Genomic DNA, 18,638 nt, shown 5'->3' on the forward strand with positions numbered 1-18,638 from the left:
CTTTTCAGATTATGGGTAAATTAAGAATAAACAAAGACCTTATAGACTGCGCAGATTTAACTAATCTAGGTTTTCCTAGTGAGGAATATAAAAATATAGTTAAATCATTAAAAAAAGGAATTATTCCTTCTTATATTATTAATACCCTTTTAGATAATCAAGAAATCAATTTACATCCAGATAAATATCCTTGGCAACCAAATGTAATAGATGATATTTGTGATGATTTTAAACAAAGAAGAATAAACTTTAACAAATTATATGATTATTTTAATGGTTATATCTCTACAAAAAAGAGTTCAAATATATCTCTAGTATCAAACAAAAAAGATTGGGCCCTAGTTAATCTATTTGAACGATATGCTTTACTAACTTTTTATGATATAAATAAATTAGATATAACCAAAAAAGAAATTCATTTTTAAAAATAATTTTACTCTTTTTTTTGAGGCATTGGCCTTTTAATTGTTAAAGGTATAATCTCTTTATCATACTCTAACTTTGCAATCTCAATAGGATTGTAATGTAACTTCTCAAAATCTTCTTTTCCTAGCTTAGCAATTATAGGTGCACCCATAGCTATTTGTAAGGCTCTAGCACCAATTATTCTTGCTTTTTCGTATTTAGTATTTTGAATCATTTTGAATATAAAAAATAAAAAAGAAAGCGTTTATAAACCTTTTGTTAGCGAAGCTAACAACTCTCTGTTTTACAGAGATTTTGTTGGTTGAGACCAACAACCCTTTGTTTTTACAAAGGTTTCCTTGTAGAATGGCTTACAAAACTTTTCTCAAGTCTGCAGTTCTTTTAATAGCAATTGCAGTCATTTTTTTAACATCTTCTGAAGTTAGAGTTCCAGAGCCACCTTTTTGCAGTGCACATAACATCCCATTGTCATCAACTGCAATAGTTAGCTTAGAATCCATCACTTCTTCTTCTGCTAAAGAAGCATCTGCAACAATTTCATCGCCTATTTTAATTAAAGTAACTTCAAGAGGTTTTCTTACAAGTGGAATTTTTCCTGTTCTTTTCTTATAATCAACTTTGTCTTCTTTTTCATTATAGGTAGGTAATTTTGCATCCATTAATGCACCTAATGCGGCTAATGATGCTGCATCTTGTAGATTTCCAGCGTCATTTAGAGTATAGATATCAATACAAACCATCCATACTTTTTCTCCAGATTTTATGCACAATTTTTTCAAATCAATTGCATGACTTTCTCTTATACCTCTATCAACAACTCTTGCCAATTCAATGCTTTTATTGTTTGGCGGCCCCATTTCAAAATCAGGAGATGATAAGGGTAACATTTCTGCACCAACCATAATTGCACCTTGATCAGGTGTATCAGGATAAGCTTCGCCGACTTCTAATTTAACTCCAGCTGCAACAATAGTTTCACCTATTATTACTCTCGCACTTCCTTCAGCTTTGTTGCTTATCCCATATTCAATCTTTATTGGTTTTCTAAATTCATCTAATTTTCTTCCATCCAATCTTTTTCCTTCTTTAAGTAATTTTAAAATATATTCTTTTGAAGCTTTAATTTGACTCATTTTTCATCAGCCCCTATTTCTTTGTATTTTTTGTATAAAGCTTCTCTTTGAACTTCATTTATTTTCTTAGCAGCTATTTTTGCTTTTTCTATAGCTTCTATTAGTTCTTCAGCTTTTAATTCCCCATCCATTTGCAATAAACTTACTTCACCGGTTCTAGGCAAAATTGCAACAGGTATATCAACAGATTTGTGTCCATCTTTTGGTTCATAATCTTCTTCTTCTTTGTTAAGATCAACAACTATCTTATCTCCAACTTTTCCAACAGATACTGCAGCTATTAAATCTCTCATAACCAATCCTGCATCAGCCAAAGCCATTGCAGCAGCAGTTATTCCTACACATCTTGTTCCAGCATCAGCTTGTATAATTTCTATAAATACATCTACAACTGCATTTGGAAATTGACTTAAGTCAAGAACACTTGATAGTGCAGATTCAGTAACATAACTGATTTCTTTACTTCTTCTTGATGGACCCGGTCTTATTCTTTCATCTACTGAGAATGCAAGCATGTTGTAATTACATCTCAATATTCCTTTTTGAGGATCTTGTAAGAATTTAGGATAAAGGTTTCTTGGGCCATATACAGCAGCTATAGCTATTGTATCTCCCATTCTAAACATGGCACTTCCGTCAGCTCTTTTTACAACGCCAACTTTAGCTTCCATTTTTCTTGGTTCATCAAATTTTCTTCCGTCTACTCTTTTGTCGTAACTCATTTTTTAGCCTCCTTGTCCTTACTGTTTTTCTTTTCAGTCTCGCTTTCAAGAAGCTGTTTTATTTTGTCTGTTAATCCTTCAGTATGACTTTCTCTTTCTATTTTTAATATAACTTCAGTAGCTCTTAATTCTGCTTCTGCATTATCTCCAGAAATCCAAATTAAACCATTTTGTCCAACAACAATTTTACAACCTGTTGCTTCTTTTATCATAGTTATCATACTTCCTTGTTTTCCAATTATTCTTGGAACTTTAGAAGGTGCAACTTCAATAATTCTTCCACCAATTAATTTTCTTAATCCTGGTCCTCTCATTGATAAATCAACAGTTTTTGTAGCTGAAACACTTAAAATGTTTGTTGCAACTATGTCGCCATAGTCATAAAACTTGGTTAAATCAGCACCTTTTGTTATAAATTCTTGTGTTGCTTCTTTCATTGAAAGAAATGCTTGGTATGCACAATTTATTTCAAATCTCCATCCATAAACATTTATATCAACAACTTTTGCTATTACTGTGTCTCCTTTTTTAGGAGCGTATTTTCCACTTAAAGCAATGACTTTTATAAGTCTACCATCAACATTTGCTAATCCCATTTGTGATGCGACAATTTTATCATTTTCTCTAAATGCTCCTCCAGCCGGCAAATAATCCATTCCCTCTGCCAAGACTTGTCCAGGAGTTACTATATCTTTATTTTCTACTAATATTTTACTCATCTTATATCCTCCTACGATATGATTTTTGTTTCTATTTCACCATGACTTATTCGATTTATTTCGTCATAAAATTCTGTTGAAAGTCCAGCAGGCATTTCTACTTCAGCTTTCAAAGAGCCATCATTGCCCCACTCAGACTTTTTTATTTTTCCAAAATTTTTCAAAACATTATTTACCTTTCCAGCAAAATGTGCAGCAACCTTAACTTCAATTATTCTTGTTTCAAATTTAATTGGAAGAACACCAGTTAATTGTTTCACAACATCTTGTATTTGGTCTTCTGCATTTTTAAATTCGCTAATTTTTACTTTAGCTTCAATCATTGCAGCCTCAATTCTTTGAGGTGGATGGGGTAATTTTGTTCTTGGGTCTATTGCATTTTTGTGTATAATTGAAACTATTTGTTTTCTTTTTTCTTCAAACAATTTCCTTTTATGATCTGCATTTACTTCTAAGTTTCCTTCTCTAATTACTATTTCAGCAACTTTTCTAGAATCGTCAGTTCCAAAGATTTTTTTCATTTCATTTTCAGAAGCTCTCATTCCTTTTTTAGAGTCTTTATAGACTGTATCTGCGACTAAAACATCATCTAAACTTATTATTTCATTTTTTCTAAATTTTAGAGCTTTTTCTAATTCTACAAGAACTTCAAATTCTTCTCCAGCTTTTCTTAATTTTACAATTGTAGCTTTATTGAAATCCATTTTAACCTCATGCGTATTTTTTTAATTCTTTTGGTCCTATTGCAACATATTTCTTATCTTTTAATGCAATATATGATGCACAGAATCTATTTATATCAAATTCTTTCTGTAATACTTTTTTGAAAATACTTATTGCTAATGCAAAGCCTTGTTCCATAGTTAAATTATCTTTATACTCTTTTTCAAGAGCATCCATAATTTCAGTTTCACCTTCACCAATTGCGGCTGCATTATATTGAAAGAAAATTCCACTCGGTTCAGTTGCAAATAATTTTGCACCATCTTCATCTATTCCAGCAAACAATAAACTTACACCAAAGGGTCTTGCTCCACCATACTGACTATAGGCTTGTTTAACATTACAAATATCTTTAACTAAACTTTGAATATCTATGGGTTCATCATAAGTAACTTTATGTTGTTGTGCTTTTATTTGGGCTCTTTCAAACAAAATTCTTCCATCACTCACTAATCCAGAAACCGCAGCACCAATATGCTCATCTATTTGAAATAATTTTTCTATACTCTTACTAACAACTAATTTACTTATAATCCTCTTATCACTAATTAGTATAACTCCATCTTTACATACCATACCTAAAGCAGTTGTTCCTTGTCTTACAGTTTTCTTTGCATATTCAATCTGTAATAATCTTCCATCTGGACTGAACATTGACTGAGTTCTATCATAACCCATCATTTGATTTGACATTTGTTGCATTTTTATTCCTCCTTTAATACTATTGAATCTATTTTCTTTTTTACCTTATTTATTACACCTGAAGTGTATAAAGTTTTTATTTTTGTATGTTCTAAACTTTCTTTTAGTTTATTTAAATATTCTCGGTTTATTACTATTATTCCTATTTGTTTATTTTTATTAAATTCGTGAGAAAGTAGCCTTAATCCTGTTTTTGAACAGTCTTTGTTAAGCTTTGAATAAGCTTCAATAATACTTTTGCTTATTTCCTTTGCATCATAATATGCTTTTTCTTCTAACCTAAATGCTATATATCTTTTGTTCGGTCTTAAACTAGGTTTCAAAGACATATTATTGAGAAAGTAAATGTCTTAATTCTCATCTTGCTCTTATTCTCTTTCTCTCTCACAATAACACTTAAACAAAACATTATTTATAAACCTTTTGATTAGTTTTATAAACTCTTTAAATATAAATACTTGGAATTAATTTAACTGAAATAGGAGCTTATATGGATGCCTTTCAAAGGCGAAATACCTTTGAATTTTTGGATATTCCAACTTTTTCAATTTAAGCATATTTTTGTTTAGTTTTAAATCTCAAACTTTTTTCTAATTTAAACTTATTTTAATAAAAACCCTTGGAATAACTTGGAAAATAAATTTTAATCTTTAAGGAGGATATTATTATGTTTAATTTTTTTCATAGTCTGGTAATTCAGAACCAACCCCCCACCTTTTTTATAGCTCTCTTTTTTGTAACTCTAACTCTCTTTTATTTTGTTCTTTTTCTTTTAACATTCTTCTTTAGATATCACTTTAAAGAAGACATTTTTTATGCTTATTTAATCCTTTCATTTATCTGTGCAATAAGCATTTATGTTGTGCCTTTAATTACTCCTCTTTTAAGAGAATAAATAATTAATCATTTAAATTTTAAGTTTGGAGGAAGTCATGAAAAGGATTATATTTAGCTCACGAATTATTTTCTTTCTTATAGTTTTGATATTTATTTGCCTCGCTTCAGCATCTCTTTTTTTATATCAAAACAAAGAATATACTTCACTTGAACAAAAATACAACTCTCTCCAAATAGAATACACCACTCTCCAGGAATCTTCGCAAAAAGCAACACCTATTCCAATCACTTCAGATACAAAGACTCACAAGATTACTAATTCAGAAGATTCAGTTGCTTATCTAAAATACCAAGTATCAGAAGAACTTTCGAAATTAGCTTATTTATGGGGGGCTAGAATGAAAAATATCGGCAAAGAATATTCTGAAGATCTAGAAATTCTAAAAAGAAATAACCTTTCAGACACACCCTATTTTCTTACCAGAGAAGAAGAAATTCTCACAAGGGCAGTAGGTGCAAAACACTGGGGAGATATCTGGAGAAAAGAAGATGAAAAAGTCATTCTGGATAAATATCCCCAGGAAATAAAGGACTATTTTAGTAAATCGTTAAGGATAAAATTATTTCATTTTCTTAATTCTAATTCTGATACTCAATAATATTTTTACTAAGGAGGAAATTTAAATGTCAGAAACAAATATAGAAAGAAATGGATTAATGGTTTTTCATTTTTACGAAGCGTCTAAAAATGCCGGAACTAAGTACAGGGTACTTTGCATAGATAAGGGTGAAGATAAATCCAAACGTCTGTTTTCATATATTATCTTCAGAAGAGACAAGATCATACCCCGAGACACAGCACAAAGAGCATTTGATGATTTAAACTCTATCCCCCACAACATAGAAAAGGGAGAAAAGGTTGCATCAGAATTGCTCTCTTCTTGGTTTCCAGAAAAAAATGGATACAAAATTCTATTTGGATTTGATAATCTTAGAAACATTCTTTAAAGGAGAAGTGATTCATTTTGTTTAATTTTTTAGGTCACATCGCGAATTTGATTATTTCATTTCCTGGGCTAGTTCAACCAGACAATTTATTCTTAGGAACTATGCTCACTTCATTTTTCGGAATAATTTTCTATGCACTTCGTAAAGGGATATAAACTTTGATTATTTTTTTGAAAGGAGGTGAATTTTTTCTTTGTATTTTAAAAAATTTGACAAAGGAGTAACCAAGTATGTCAAACACACAGGGCGTAGCCCAGATTTCAAACGCGGATCAGATTAAGTACAAGAATTTGTTTAATTCTTTTCTGGAAAAATTAGGAGATCCAAAGAATCTTGATTTTCCAGAAATTCCTGCAGAACATTTGTCAGAGTTAATTCTCCACAGTAAAAGCATCGGAGCATTCAAACTTTTTCTAAAAAAGTATCCTGAAAAAAAGGAAACTTTGAATCAGGAAATTTTTGTAAGAAATTTGTTTGATGGTGTAAAGGGTATAAACAATGTTGAGACTTTAACAGATAGTTTATTGGATGCTTCATTCCCTCAATCGATTATTCAGGAAAATATTCCTTTTCAGAAGGTTTTTGAAGAAATGGACACCTATTTTAAGGATATCATTTCTGGAATGGATGAAGACAAAGTAACCTGTTACTATTTTGAAAAATGTTTCTCATTCCTTCGTAAGTTTGATAAAGCAAGTGATGTCTCTTTCCAAGAAGGGACATACTTTTTTGCCAAACTCTTAGAAAGCCAGGAGCCAAGAAATCGTTCTACTTTGAGAATTCTCTTTTTCCTGTACAAGACTTGCTTTCCTTCAGGTGGTTCAGCACTTCCAAATGAATCTCCCACTAGCATCTCTAAGTTGCTTACTTCTTTTTCATTAAATTATCTTGCAACCGAAACAGATGTGAATGGAAGGTTAAATAATCTCAGTTCTATATACTCTCTTTTTTCCTGCGGACCTGAATTTAACAAAGAGATTATAAAAGCTGAGTTTTCAAAAATCTTGTCATCTATAACTCTTAAGAGAGAATTAGATGATGAAGATGATGACTTTGTAGACATTTCTGCAAATCCCCTCATGCGCATAAGACAGCTAAAGCAACTGGTTGGCTTGGCCAATTGCACAAAGTTGTTTAATAGAACTGAAATCCTTGAGGCAATTTCTAAGATAAAAAGTGGTTCAAGCAAAAGCAAAGAAAGAAAGTTACTTTTGCTTTCAGAAATCATAGGCGAAAAGTTATATCCCTATTATAATAGTTATCCTAAATTTGAGGATAAACTCCGGGAGATAATCGGGCCACTTTTAAGATCAGGTAAGCCTCAAGCAGTGAAAGATTATCTTGGGGCCTATGGGTTTCGCAGTTTCTATTTTAACGATTCTTCTGAAGGTGCAAAGTATTTCGAGATTTATCTTTTGAAAGAATGGTGGAACAAGCTGGATTTACTTTCCAGATTATTTCATCACAATATATCTCCAGATGATATTAAAGATACGGTCTGGGAAGAATTGTTTTCATCAAAATTTTCAAAAGATCAACAGAAAGATCTGATTTCAATACTTGCACCCATTTGGAACTTTCCTAGTGCGAGCATAGATCATTATGAATCAAAAGCTTTTTCAAAGCTCTTGACTCGTTTCGGACTGAAAGAATTTATTTTCTAAATTTTAGCAGGGTGGACTATACATCTACCCTGCTTTATTTCAATTTAAAATTTAATTTTTATTCAGGAGGAAAATTTTATGTTTAATGCTACTTTGTCAGTAATGCAATTTGCTCATTTTGGTATTATAATGTGGGGCATCTTTATAACTTTCATTTTTTTTCTAGGTAATATAACTGAGCTCAAAATAAAAGATAAAAAAGCAATCACTACTATTAGTAATTCCGAAATCTTTGAGAAAGAAGAGAATAGAAAGTGCAATCGGAAGCATACCTACTTAGTAATAGTATTTAACCTCCTAATCAGTTTTGCTTATTTGTTATGGCCTAATCAAAATGAAGTATTTGGAACAATACCCTCTAATCTTCCAATTTCAATACATTTATTCATTTATACCTCTACAATAGGCATAGCCATGCTAATTATTACAGGTTTAATCGGTGCGTGCGATATAGTCTATTTCTTTTTTGAATCTTAATTCAATTAATTTATTTCAAGGATATCAAAATCAATTAAAAGGAGAAAATTATGTTAAGGTTATACAGTTTCATTTCTTTAGTATTCAGTTCTTTTAGCTATTTTGTATATTATGAAAATAAATACCCTACCAATTACATTTGGACATCAAATCCTAAAGTTCAGATGAGTATCAAGAAAGCTGCATTAATATGCACTTTTGTGTTTGGAACAATAAGTGCTTTACTCATTTTACTTTATCTAACCTACCTTGCAATCAACAAAAATTAAATGAGAAAACTCATCATTAAACCCAATTTTCAAAAAGCCAGGCCTGATTATGGCTTTTTTTCTAAATTTAATATTAACTATTGTTAAATTAGAAAAATTTAACTTAGTTTTTTTAAGAAACTATAATTTATTTTTAAAATAAACTTAATTTCGTTAAATTATAGTTAACAAATACACACAAAAAATTATTTCTTTTTTTCTTTCATTCTCTCAAGTTGTTTTTTTATTCTTTCTTCTTCATTTTTTATACTTCTATATCTGGCCAACTCAATGATACCAAATGTTAACGAAACTAAAATAAATGCAATTCCTAAATAATTATACCATTCAAATATGTCTACTTCTTCTTTAATATCTGAAAGAAAAACAGATTCTTTTATTTCACTGATTTTTAAATCAACCTTTTTATTCACAGAATACTTTATTTCTTGGCTTTCATTCATTTTTACATTTTCAAATGTAAACATAAATATTGGATCTGCTTGAATTATAGTAATATTAGCATTAGTAATAACTTCAATTTGATCTGCATTTTCTGCAAATCTTTTATCAACTTCATCATAGATATAGAGTTTATTGATATTCTTTTCGCCTGTATATTCAATTTTCACACTTAATTCACTTTTATCTTCATTTATTTCTAATCTTTTTGAACTCTTTATACTTTTTGAAACTTCTGCAGAATTAATTATCTTTTTACTATACTCCTTTCCAAAAATACTTTCGGCAGTTTGTTTTAACGAATTATCTAACTCTACTTTAGCAAGATAATCATTTTCTGAATACACCAAGTTTTCATATTCTTTTTCTTCAATTATAGGACCAGAAGAAGTTATAACTGGTTTAATTTCAGAAGTAACTATTCTAGTTAAAATTACGGGGGTACTTGCAATAGTTGAACTTCCACCGCCTCCGCCACCCCCACCAGAAGAACCACCACCAGAACTTTCAGTCTGACAAGAATTTGAACATCCGTCTCCACTTGCAGTATTTCCATCATCGCATCCTTCTCCAGATTCTTTATTTCCATCTCCACAATCAGCAGTGTTAGAAACTGTTAAGGTAATATTATTACTTTCTATGCTAGCAAAACTTGAATCATAAGCATAGAATACTACATTTTCAGAACCATACCAATTAGATGTAGGTGTAAAAGTTGCAATGCCTGTTAAGTTCTCAATAGAAATACTAATACTTTCTGTTTCACTTGCTCTAAAAGTTAAAGTATCCCAATGATCAGGATCACTAAAGTTTAAACTTAGATTCATAGCAGTTGAAGTATCTTCATTCCAACTCAAATCATTAAAATTATCTAAAAATATGGGCACATCATTATAATCTGAAATTGCAGTTCTATTTTCACTGAACCAACCTTCGGTTGTTGCATCAGCTGCATAACAACCAAAAATAAAACTAGTATTATCAGGAACATTAGTTATGTTAAATTCAGTTTCATTAAAAATACTTAAGATTTCAGTTGTTTGGTTTAATACAAACTCGTCAGTTAAATTATGGTATAAACTAATATTATTTACTAAAACATTGTCTGTTGCATTACATATAACTGTAAAATTTCCTGTTGAGCCAATATAATTATCGCTTGGAGAAATTATATAACTCAAAGGTAAATCTCCACTAGCTGTAAAGTCTAATTGTGTTGCATTTATATTTCCTTTACTATCGTTGGAATATAAAAATAAACTATGGCTTCCATCGCTTACATTAAATTCTATTTCCCCATTTAAAGAGAGATTATTAGTATTATCAACCCCATACCATACACTTTCTAAGAAAATATCACTTGTTGTATAATTTAAAATTAAACTTTCATTATAATTATATGTTTGATTTAGTGGAGAAGATAGTTCTAATGCAGGTGCAAGACCATCACTTATTATGGTTGCATTTAAAATATCTATTCTTTGAAAATTTAGACCAGAACTAGCATCATTGATTAAAATTCCTGTACTATTAAGATAAGATTCAATTTCTTGGGGTGTTAAAGTTGTATTAGATTCTAACCTTTTATATTGCACAATTAAAATTGCTGCACCAGCAACATGGGGTGTAGCCATACTTGTTCCAGAACAAGTTCCAGAGCCATCACTACTTGGTGCGCCACATACAGACCCTTGACTTGAACTCGTAGAAAGAATATCTACACCTGGAGCCAAAACATCCAATATACTTCCACGATTATATAAAATTGAATCTGCTGAATTTACAGCACCAACACTTGTAACATTAATTCCACATGCAGGTGAACTTATACCTTCTGTAGAACCATCATTTCCTGCAGCTGCGGCGACAAATATTCCATAGGAAGCAGCTTCACTTGCAGCTGCTGCAATACCACTTGTATCACTGCTATCACAATAACTTGAAAATATTTTTTCTGTTAAGTTTGCATAAGTTAAAGCCAAACTTAAAGTCATTGAAGTAATGTTATAATTTTCTTTATAAGTAATACACCAATCAATTCCAGATGCAACATCACTAGTAGATCCCCCACCACTTGAGTCTAAAACTTTTAAAGCAACAATATTTGCTCCAGGTGCAACACCGACAATAGTTCCATTTCCAGCTACAATGCCTGCAACATGAGTTCCATGTCCATTATCATCTAGAGGATTAGAATCATCATTTGCATAGTCATAACCGCCAACAATCTTACATCCTGAACCAAAACACTCTCCAAGGCTTTCATGAGTATAATCAACACCCGAATCAACAACACACACAGAATTATCTACACCCGTAATATTTAAATTATCAATAATTTTTGTATTTAACACACTTGAATTTATCTGAGCAGTATTAACACTTAATTTTACAGGATAATCATAAGAGATTGATTCAATTTCTTCATTATATTTTAATTTATTTAATCCTTTTTCAGTCATTTTTCCAGAAAAAAATCTTAATGTTAAACCAACATTTTCTGTTTTAAATTCATTTTCTAAAACCCCTGATTTTGCAAGTTCTTTTTGTTGTTTTACATTTAATTCAGAAGTTCTCATTTGAATAATAACTGGAATTTCAATTTCTTTTTCATTCCCTTGAGATTCACTCTTTACTTTTTCAAACTGTTTTTCAATTTCAGAATCTACTTTTGCAGTTTTAATTGTAAACCCCAAACTAATATTAATTAAAAGAAACAATACAATCAAACCAAATTTTAATGATTTCATTAACAACATCCTTCAGTCAATACTGGCTTTGAAGTACATTTATTATTAACACACCTACAATCAATACATCGAGCACACAGAGCAGTGCATATAACATCTTCACCACATTCTTGTTTAAACTCCTTGTTTATACAACTACTTGGATGACAGCATTGCCCTTTAACACAATCAGAATCTTGGTTACAAGAATATTTATCTAAAATTTGATTGTCTTTCTTATTAAAATAAAATCTATTAAAATAAAAGAAACCTGTTAAAATCAAGATAACTATAATTGCACCAATAATCATCCTTTTTTTCATATAATCTCAAAAAACCCAGAAATATTTAAGTTTATCTCTTATTTCCCATCACTACAATTACCCAAAAGTGCGTCCATATCTTCGGGGCTTATTGATTTAGCAATTTCTCTGCCTGCTTCATTAATTTTGTCACACAACTCTTGTGTAATAGTCTCATCTTCAAGATTAAACCCTGACCACTGACTTGGAAACTTATATCTTTTTAATCGAAATTCAATATTTTGTTTATACCTATATATCTCCTGCTTTAATGATTTGTCTTGTAATAATGCTAGAGGAATATTATCTATCTGTTTTAATAAAATTTCAAGTTTATTTTTAGTCTCTTTATTAGCATTTAAATCTATCCTGCCAGATTCCACCGCTAAAGATCGATATAAATCGATAATAAACCTTAAATCATTAAAGGTATATATTGAATTAACATCTTTTCCTTTTAATGAGCTAGAATTGTATTCAGGCATACTTTTCTAAAATTTTTAATCTTTATAAAAATATTGCTTTTTATTCATAAACTAACAAAATTCTTTAACCCAATATTTAAGGTTCAATTCTTCTCCAGTAGAATATTTAATCAATTCATTCCAAGGATACTTTGTACCTGGAGAAAATATCTTACTGATTAAATAGTTTCCAATTTCCTTATCACCATAATCTAAATTTTTCGCATTTTTTTGTTTTAAAATATTTTTAGTAATATAATTATTTATTTGTGAAGCATATAATTCTCCTAACATATAGTTATGATAATAAGCTGGAGAAGTTGCTATATGTATTTTTGAAGCCCAATCAGGTTTATCTCTCTCAAAATCAATTAATTGATATTTTTTGATTAAATCATACCATAATTTATTTAGATTTTGATCTGGATGTTCATACATTTTCATTTCAAAATTAACCATTACTTGCTCCCAACTTGAGAATACTAATTGTCTTATTTTCAAACTTATTTCAATATCTTTTTGAATTTGTTCAATTTCATTAGAGTTTACATTTAAATATCTTTTAATAAAAAGGAGATTTTTAGAATTTCTTTCTAATAACAAAGCAATTGCTTCTGTAGTTAATATATGCGAAGCCTCTCTTAACAAGAAAGGCAATTTCTTATCAATATATTTATTATAAACTGCATGTCCTAACTCATGTAATGAAGTAGTAAACCAATACGCATCATCTTTAAGATTCATGATTACTCTGATATCATTAGTTTTATCTAAACTCATACAACAAGCATGCTGATATTTTCCTTTCTTTTCATACAAATCACTTCGATTAAAAATATCTTCAGTTTCCAATCCCATATTTGAGTAGAATCTATTGGTTACTCTCAAAATATTCTTACAATATTTATTTAATTTAACTTTAGAAATCTCTGGACCTGTCTGAAAAAATAATTCCTGATAGTGCCAAGGTTTTATTTCTTTAACATTTAATCTTTTTTTAAGATAATAGTCTATTTCCTGTTTTACCTTCTTAAACGGCCGTTTAGTAAGTTTATATAACTCATCAAATATTTTTTTTATTTCTTCTTTTTTTTGTTCATTTAAAAAAAGAGACATTTCATAATAATTATTAAATCCTAAACTCTTAGCCAACTGATTTCTTAATTTAACAAGTTCAATCAAATCTTTTTCAACTAATGCTCCCTGTTCTTTACTTGCTTCCCAAACCTTTTGTAATCTTTCAGAATTTAAGTCTTTTTTAAGAATTTCTTTAATTTCATTATCTGTTAACTCTTTTTCATCAACTTTAGCTCTAAAAGTATTAAATTTTTTCTCAATTTCTGTTGATTTTTTAATTATTTTATTTATTAAACTTATATCTCCTTGACTTCCAAGATAAGAATTGTATAATAATTTTAATTGTCTTTCAACTAGCCTATCTTTTATTTTTGTTTTTAGAAATCTCTTAACAATTTCAAAATTTTTATTATTATTAAAGAATTTTGCATATTCTTTACTATATTTTTCAGATTTTTTGTAATCTTCTAGCTTTCCAGAAATCATTGAATCCCACCAAGCATAAGCAGACTGAATATATAATCTCTTTATTTCTCTAGTTTGGGATTCTAAGAATTGATTTACTTCTTCCATATTAGATTATGGTCTGAAGTGATATAAAAAGTTATTGATTATGGTGGGCTATTGATTGGGTGTTACTAATTAAAAATTAAAAGAAAGAAAATAAGTTACTTTTCGTTATCTTCTACAAATTTCTTAATATCATTAATATGTTGAAGTATTAACTTTGCTTTTTTCAATCCAAAAGAAAATGGAAATTTATCTTGTTCAGCATCTCCTTCTGTTAATATTAAGGTTTTGTGTCCTTTAAATTCTCCGATTTTTGCTACCATTTTTCCTCCTTTACTTTTTCTTGAAATAATTTACTTATATATAAATATACTTTAAATTAGAATTAATTTTTTTTAATTTTACTCTTTTTTGCTTTTTTCTCTTCAACAGATTTTTCTTCAATTTCTTCTTCATCTTCTGAATCGTCAGCATCCATAGGTTCAAATTCAAGACTTTCAAGTATTTTTAAAATCTTATCTACTTTTAAATTAAGTTGGTTAAATTGATCTGCTGATATACCTGAAGATCCTTCTCTTGAAGGTCTATGAGTATTACCTTGTTTTTCAAAACATTCGCTACATAAAACAGGTTTATCTCCACTTGGTCTAAATGGAACTTGACAACTTTTTCCACATTTATCACAAGTTGCTTCATGCATTTCACGTCGAGGTTTTCTTCCAAAGCCGCCACCAAATCCACCAGAACTTCTTCCTCCAAAGCTTCTTCTTTCTCTGAAGCCACCAGAATCTCCGTCTCTATCAAAATCTCTTGAGCCTCTATTATCACGGCCTCTACTTCCTCTATCGCGTCTGAAATCTCCCATTTGCTTTAGATTAAGAAGTCTATTTATAAAGCTATTCATTAAGAAAAAATAAGTACGCTCCCGCCGAATTGCTCTGTTATAACAACGCAATACCTCCCAACTAGTTTTCTGATTTTAATTATGTGAAAACCTTCAAATTATTTAATATCTTCTGCTTGCTGAACAGCAGCAACTCAAACTTCTTACTATAAAGCAATGCATATTAATAAATGCGTTTGACTAAAAGTGTACAAGGAAGGCACAAGGATTATCTTTTTCTATAATCAAAGACTTTATTATATTTATTATGATCCATAAATTCAAGAACAAATGCAATTATTTTTACTTCATCTCCAGTGAGAGTATATATCATTCTCCAATAGCCAACTAAATCTACTTTCCACAATCTATCAGTTCCATAACGAGTGATAGTAGCTTTAGAAATATTTTGTCTAGGAATATGGATTCCATGTTGAGGATCAATTTTAATATTATTCTTTTCTCTTTCAATAGCTTTTAACAATTGCATATTTTGTGAATTTTCAATGCCTTGCTCTATTTCAAGTAAGACTTTTTTTTGTAATTCTTTATAGCTACTATCTGCATCTTTTGAAAATTGCACCCAAACTTCTTTACCTTTCATTTATGCTACCCTCACTGCATCTTTTAGTAACGCTTTTAGCTTTGGACTTGTATCACTAATCCAAGTTATCCCCTTTGATCCCACCATTATTTTACCACTTTCTTCTAAGTAATCTAAAATCAGATTTAAAGTTTGATGCATAATTTGGGCAGGCAGTTTTCTCTTTAATTCCGCTTTAGAAACCACAGTATCAGATTCTTGTATAATCTTTTCGATTATCAATACGGTCCTTAAATTTGGATAGTGTAATATTTGACTTTGCATGTTTTTCACCTAGTTATATAAACTTATATATTCATAAACTTATATAATATATAAACCTTTCGAATTTTAAAGCCATCTTCCAACTGCCTTTCAGCAGCAACACAAACTTCTTACTAGAAAGCAATGCATATTAATAAAAGTGATTGACCGCAAGTGTACAACGGAAGCACAAATAAAAAAATAAAAAAAGTTTAATTCTGCTCAAGAATTTCAATGGCGTGTCTTAATTTTGGATTTTTGGCTATTCTCATAAACAATTGACTATTGTCTAAATCTTTTTCTTGAATTTCATTTTCTGTACCAATAAATTCTTCAAGTTCCAAAACTAGACCACATTGAGAACAAAATTTACTATTTGCAGGATTAAGAGTGTTGCATCTCGAACAATTAACATTTTTACTCACTCTTTCTTTACTTCTTTGAAGAGAACTTAATCCATAATATCCTAACATACTACTGTCTATATCTCTACCACTTAAATGCACATAAACAGAAGCCATATTGGATCCTTGAGTCCAACCAAAATAAGCTTTCATTTGTGCTTCCGTCAAATATTTAGCTAACTCAGTTGCTCTTGAATGTCTAAATAAATGTAGATAAAGCCTTTTTTTGCTTATTCCTGCACGATTGAATAGTCTCTGAATTAAAGCTCTTGCACCACAATACATCAATCTTTCAGGAAGAACCGAATCAGATTTTTTAAGCCAAAAATAACTTTCAGGATTATCTCTTGAAGGATGAAAACTAAGATATTGATTAAGATAAGGAATTGATTGCACAATCAAAACCTCTCTTGGTCCAGTCTTTCCAGTTACTCTTACTTTACCATACTTTTGTTCATTTTTGAAATCTCTAATTTTCATTCCTAATATTTCTCCAATTCTAAAACCCCCTTCATAGAGTAAAGAAACAAGTGCTTTATCTCGCGGAGTAACACAGCACGAAATAGCTTTCTTAATATCTTTGGGAGTAAGAATATCCATCCCTTCTTTACCATTAACTTTTTCCTTACCTCTTATCCAATCAACCTTTTCAGGATATCTTCGATTGTTTCCTTCTAACCACTTGTAAAATCTTTTTATTGTTTTTTTATAATCTACTTTGGTCATTTCAGATAAAGGACAACCATTTCTAATTCCTTGAAGCTTGTTGACATCAACAATCAAAGTTCTAAGGTCTTCCTCATTTGTGTTAAGAAAATCTTTTTTTAACAGAATCGCAATTCTCCTAAGTTCCCCAGAAACTTTTATGACCCTATTTTTACTCACCCCATCTGAAAAAAGATGTTTATGATATTTCAAAATGTGTTCTTTATTTTCTTGGCTTATATTTCCTGATTCTAAACGCTTCAACTCTCTCTCATAATTTGGTTCTCTTCGGTAGATATCTTGCATTCAAATCCCCTCCTTATTGTGTGGATCTCAGAAAAAGTTGAGTGTAAAAAAGATAGACAAGTCTACCCTCACTCAAATCGAGGGGTACTGTTAAGTTATAACTCAAACGCTCCCAACGAGGTGCATTCCTCTTGGAATGCATCCCACTTAATTTTCTCTTTTGAACTTACATTTTTTAAAACCCTCCGTTATTTAATTTCTTCTGCTTGCTGGACAGCAATGACAATTCATACTAATCTTATAGTAGCAGAAATATATTAATGGTTTTAATGAAAAATACGTAACCCTGCGGAGCGTTGAACTACTGAAAGGGGCATTAGGTTATCTTTACTTTCTAAAAAGTTTATTTCATATCACAATAATCTTTTTATACTTCTTTAATCAAATAAGTTAGATGAACCTAAAAGTGAAAGTCTGCCCAACTTGCGGAAAGCTTAAAATTAGTTCTAGTAAGCTTCCGAAAGAATTTAAGTATAGAATTGAATTACAAGATAAGAAAGGGTCAAGTTTATTTTCTATGCCCCTCAACGAACAAGAATTTGATAAACTTCTAAAATATGATTTTAAAGTTAGATATAGAAAAACTAAAAAAGGATAAATAAACTTTAACCTCTCAGCATACCTCTTCTTTCTAACTCTTTTAATGTAGTCATTCTAATAAATGAAGAGATAGATATATTATCATTACACTCTTTTTTAATTCTCTCCCATAATTCCAAGGATATACTAATGCTTTTGGATCTCATTCTTTTTCTAACCTTTTCTAACATCTTCACACACTTTCTTATGAATCTGATTTATTTTTTCAATAAAAGAAAGTTCCATAAAAACCATAAATCTAAGATAGTCACTCTTTTTAGCAAAGCCCATAGCGTCTGCTCTTTCTTTAAGCTTATTTTCTTGTTCTTCAGTTAAACGTAATTCGTAACGCTTTTTCATATTGAATTAAACGCAGAAGTCGGATATATAGTTGATGTGCACGATTTGTGAACTTTTAGTTCACTGCTTTATAAATAAAATTAAGATTCAGAATAAGATTTATAAGGCAGAACAAATTTAGAAGATATTATGAACAAACGTCAATGGTTTGTGTTTGCAGTAGGAGCATTAGTTTTGAGTTTTTTTCTTGAATTATTATCTTTAAGTTGGGGAAAAACTTGTACTGCCTTAACATCCAGTAGCCTTTATACTGCTTGTATAATAAAAGAACAAAGTTACACCCTATCTGCAATTATCTTCGTTTTTGTTGCACTAACCTTTTTTATCTGTGCTTCACTTGAAAAACAAAAG

Annotated in this window: 26 protein-coding genes; 8 read left to right on the top strand and 18 right to left on the bottom strand. The window is 30.1% G+C overall.

Annotation, left to right across the window (positions count from 1 at the left end):
* Window positions 1-11 precede the first annotated feature (11 nt).
* Window positions 12-425, top strand: coding sequence for a hypothetical protein (locus J4403_04075; GenBank protein ID MBS3167356.1), 414 nt, complete (start codon window positions 12-14; stop codon window positions 423-425).
* 8 nt (window positions 426-433) lie between these two features.
* Here J4403_04075 and J4403_04080 read toward each other — a convergent pair whose 3' ends face one another.
* From J4403_04080 to J4403_04110, 7 genes are all read right to left on the bottom strand, one after another.
* Complete coding sequence (locus J4403_04080) at window positions 434-640, bottom strand: DNA-directed RNA polymerase subunit K (GenBank protein MBS3167357.1); 207 nt, start codon at window positions 638-640, stop codon at window positions 434-436.
* Between the two features lie 136 nt (window positions 641-776).
* Window positions 777-1,559: an exosome complex protein Rrp42 gene (locus tag J4403_04085; GenBank protein MBS3167358.1), complete on the bottom strand. Its 783-nt coding sequence runs from the start codon at window positions 1,557-1,559 to the stop codon at window positions 777-779.
* Complete coding sequence (locus J4403_04090) at window positions 1,556-2,281, bottom strand: exosome complex exonuclease Rrp41 (GenBank protein MBS3167359.1); 726 nt, start codon at window positions 2,279-2,281, stop codon at window positions 1,556-1,558. Before J4403_04090 ends, J4403_04085 begins: the two co-directional genes overlap by 4 nt.
* Entirely contained in the window at window positions 2,278-3,000 is a 723-nt protein-coding gene (locus J4403_04095; GenBank protein MBS3167360.1) for an RNA-binding protein, read from the bottom strand. Before J4403_04095 ends, J4403_04090 begins: the two co-directional genes overlap by 4 nt.
* A gap of 11 nt (window positions 3,001-3,011) precedes the next feature.
* On the bottom strand, window positions 3,012-3,704 hold the full coding sequence (locus J4403_04100; GenBank protein MBS3167361.1) for a ribosome assembly factor SBDS: 693 nt from the start codon (window positions 3,702-3,704) through the stop codon (window positions 3,012-3,014).
* A gap of 7 nt (window positions 3,705-3,711) precedes the next feature.
* Window positions 3,712-4,425: an archaeal proteasome endopeptidase complex subunit alpha gene (gene psmA, locus J4403_04105; protein MBS3167362.1), complete on the bottom strand. Its 714-nt coding sequence runs from the start codon at window positions 4,423-4,425 to the stop codon at window positions 3,712-3,714.
* A 2-nt stretch (window positions 4,426-4,427) separates the two neighbouring features.
* A complete protein-coding gene (locus tag J4403_04110) occupies window positions 4,428-4,754 on the bottom strand; it encodes a hypothetical protein (protein MBS3167363.1) in 327 nt (108 codons plus the stop codon).
* Window positions 4,755-5,357: 603 nt separating this feature from the next.
* On the opposite strand from J4403_04110, the gene J4403_04115 reads away from it, so the two are divergent.
* The 5 genes from J4403_04115 to J4403_04135 all read left to right on the top strand — a co-directional run bounded on the left by J4403_04115 (window position 5,358) and on the right by J4403_04135 (window position 8,680).
* The gene (locus J4403_04115; protein ID MBS3167364.1) at window positions 5,358-5,921 is read left to right on the top strand and encodes a hypothetical protein; all 564 of its coding nucleotides are present in this window, start codon (window positions 5,358-5,360) and stop codon (window positions 5,919-5,921) included.
* A gap of 25 nt (window positions 5,922-5,946) precedes the next feature.
* Complete coding sequence (locus tag J4403_04120; GenBank protein MBS3167365.1) at window positions 5,947-6,270, top strand: hypothetical protein; 324 nt, start codon at window positions 5,947-5,949, stop codon at window positions 6,268-6,270.
* Window positions 6,271-6,500: 230 nt separating this feature from the next.
* Window positions 6,501-7,934, top strand: a complete 1,434-nt coding sequence (locus J4403_04125; GenBank protein ID MBS3167366.1) for a hypothetical protein — start codon at window positions 6,501-6,503, stop codon at window positions 7,932-7,934.
* A gap of 78 nt (window positions 7,935-8,012) precedes the next feature.
* Window positions 8,013-8,411, top strand: coding sequence for a hypothetical protein (locus J4403_04130; protein ID MBS3167367.1), 399 nt, complete (start codon window positions 8,013-8,015; stop codon window positions 8,409-8,411).
* Between the two features lie 50 nt (window positions 8,412-8,461).
* Window positions 8,462-8,680, top strand: coding sequence for a hypothetical protein (locus tag J4403_04135; GenBank protein MBS3167368.1), 219 nt, complete (start codon window positions 8,462-8,464; stop codon window positions 8,678-8,680).
* Window positions 8,681-8,865: 185 nt separating this feature from the next.
* Here J4403_04135 and J4403_04140 read toward each other — a convergent pair whose 3' ends face one another.
* The 9 genes from J4403_04140 to J4403_04180 all read right to left on the bottom strand — a co-directional run bounded on the left by J4403_04140 (window position 8,866) and on the right by J4403_04180 (window position 17,348).
* On the bottom strand, window positions 8,866-11,871 hold the full coding sequence (locus J4403_04140; GenBank protein MBS3167369.1) for a S8 family serine peptidase: 3,006 nt from the start codon (window positions 11,869-11,871) through the stop codon (window positions 8,866-8,868).
* A complete protein-coding gene (locus J4403_04145; protein ID MBS3167370.1) occupies window positions 11,871-12,173 on the bottom strand; it encodes a hypothetical protein in 303 nt (100 codons plus the stop codon). The genes J4403_04140 and J4403_04145 overlap by 1 nt, the downstream gene beginning before the upstream one ends.
* A gap of 38 nt (window positions 12,174-12,211) precedes the next feature.
* Window positions 12,212-12,637, bottom strand: coding sequence for a hypothetical protein (locus tag J4403_04150; protein ID MBS3167371.1), 426 nt, complete (start codon window positions 12,635-12,637; stop codon window positions 12,212-12,214).
* Between the two features lie 51 nt (window positions 12,638-12,688).
* Window positions 12,689-14,266, bottom strand: a complete 1,578-nt coding sequence (locus tag J4403_04155; protein ID MBS3167372.1) for a peptidase M3 — start codon at window positions 14,264-14,266, stop codon at window positions 12,689-12,691.
* A gap of 95 nt (window positions 14,267-14,361) precedes the next feature.
* A complete protein-coding gene (locus tag J4403_04160; protein ID MBS3167373.1) occupies window positions 14,362-14,526 on the bottom strand; it encodes a hypothetical protein in 165 nt (54 codons plus the stop codon).
* Between the two features lie 62 nt (window positions 14,527-14,588).
* On the bottom strand, window positions 14,589-15,068 hold the full coding sequence (locus J4403_04165; GenBank protein MBS3167374.1) for a hypothetical protein: 480 nt from the start codon (window positions 15,066-15,068) through the stop codon (window positions 14,589-14,591).
* A 247-nt stretch (window positions 15,069-15,315) separates the two neighbouring features.
* Window positions 15,316-15,690, bottom strand: coding sequence for a hypothetical protein (locus J4403_04170; protein MBS3167375.1), 375 nt, complete (start codon window positions 15,688-15,690; stop codon window positions 15,316-15,318).
* Window positions 15,691-15,954 (bottom strand): hypothetical protein, encoded by a 264-nt coding sequence (locus J4403_04175; GenBank protein MBS3167376.1) that lies wholly within the window; start codon window positions 15,952-15,954, stop codon window positions 15,691-15,693.
* Window positions 15,955-16,145: 191 nt separating this feature from the next.
* Complete coding sequence (locus tag J4403_04180) at window positions 16,146-17,348, bottom strand: tyrosine-type recombinase/integrase (protein ID MBS3167377.1); 1,203 nt, start codon at window positions 17,346-17,348, stop codon at window positions 16,146-16,148.
* A gap of 394 nt (window positions 17,349-17,742) precedes the next feature.
* Here J4403_04180 and J4403_04185 point away from each other — a divergent pair, with 394 nt between their 5' ends.
* The gene (locus J4403_04185; protein MBS3167378.1) at window positions 17,743-17,946 is read left to right on the top strand and encodes a hypothetical protein; all 204 of its coding nucleotides are present in this window, start codon (window positions 17,743-17,745) and stop codon (window positions 17,944-17,946) included.
* Window positions 17,947-17,953: 7 nt separating this feature from the next.
* Here J4403_04185 and J4403_04190 read toward each other — a convergent pair whose 3' ends face one another.
* Together J4403_04190 and J4403_04195 are read right to left on the bottom strand one after the other, a co-directional pair.
* Complete coding sequence (locus J4403_04190; GenBank protein ID MBS3167379.1) at window positions 17,954-18,094, bottom strand: hypothetical protein; 141 nt, start codon at window positions 18,092-18,094, stop codon at window positions 17,954-17,956.
* A 7-nt stretch (window positions 18,095-18,101) separates the two neighbouring features.
* Entirely contained in the window at window positions 18,102-18,287 is a 186-nt protein-coding gene (locus J4403_04195; protein ID MBS3167380.1) for a hypothetical protein, read from the bottom strand.
* A 129-nt stretch (window positions 18,288-18,416) separates the two neighbouring features.
* Here J4403_04195 and J4403_04200 point away from each other — a divergent pair.
* The coding region (locus tag J4403_04200; GenBank protein MBS3167381.1) for a hypothetical protein at window positions 18,417-18,638 on the top strand (222 nt) is incomplete at its 3' end.

Source organism: Candidatus Woesearchaeota archaeon (genome assembly GCA_018302225.1).
Classification (GTDB): Archaea; Nanobdellota; Nanobdellia; order SCGC-AAA011-G17; family JAGVZY01; genus JAGVZY01.